Source organism: Bacillus sp. SIMBA_074 (assembly GCF_046534555.1).
Classification (GTDB): domain Bacteria; phylum Bacillota; class Bacilli; order Bacillales; family Bacillaceae_G; genus Bacillus_A; species Bacillus_A mycoides.
In genome coordinates, this window is the sequence record NZ_JAWRYM010001174.1 from 1 (window position 1) to 238 (window position 238).

Sequence of the window (238 nt, forward strand, 5' to 3'; positions counted from 1 at the left end):
TGAAAAAATGGTACAAAAGAAAACGATTTTATCTGCTTGTCAGCATTGTGATCGTCATTACAGCCGTAATCAACTATAACAGCTACAAGCCTCTCCCTGATGGCATTTCTTATGAAGGGAAGGTTCATCATGTCGAGGATATTGATTTCATTTATGACCTTTCCTATCACGATGAGCAAGGGAATCTGCAACATGAGCAGCGAATTTTCCAAACCATATATCAAGCCATAGAAGACGC

The 238-nt window shown here is 39.5% G+C and carries 1 pseudogene; it reads left to right on the top strand.

The features are described from left to right. Positions 1-47 precede the first annotated feature (47 nt). Positions 48-238: pseudogene (locus tag SB773_RS34435) on the top strand (phospholipase); the annotation flags it as partial.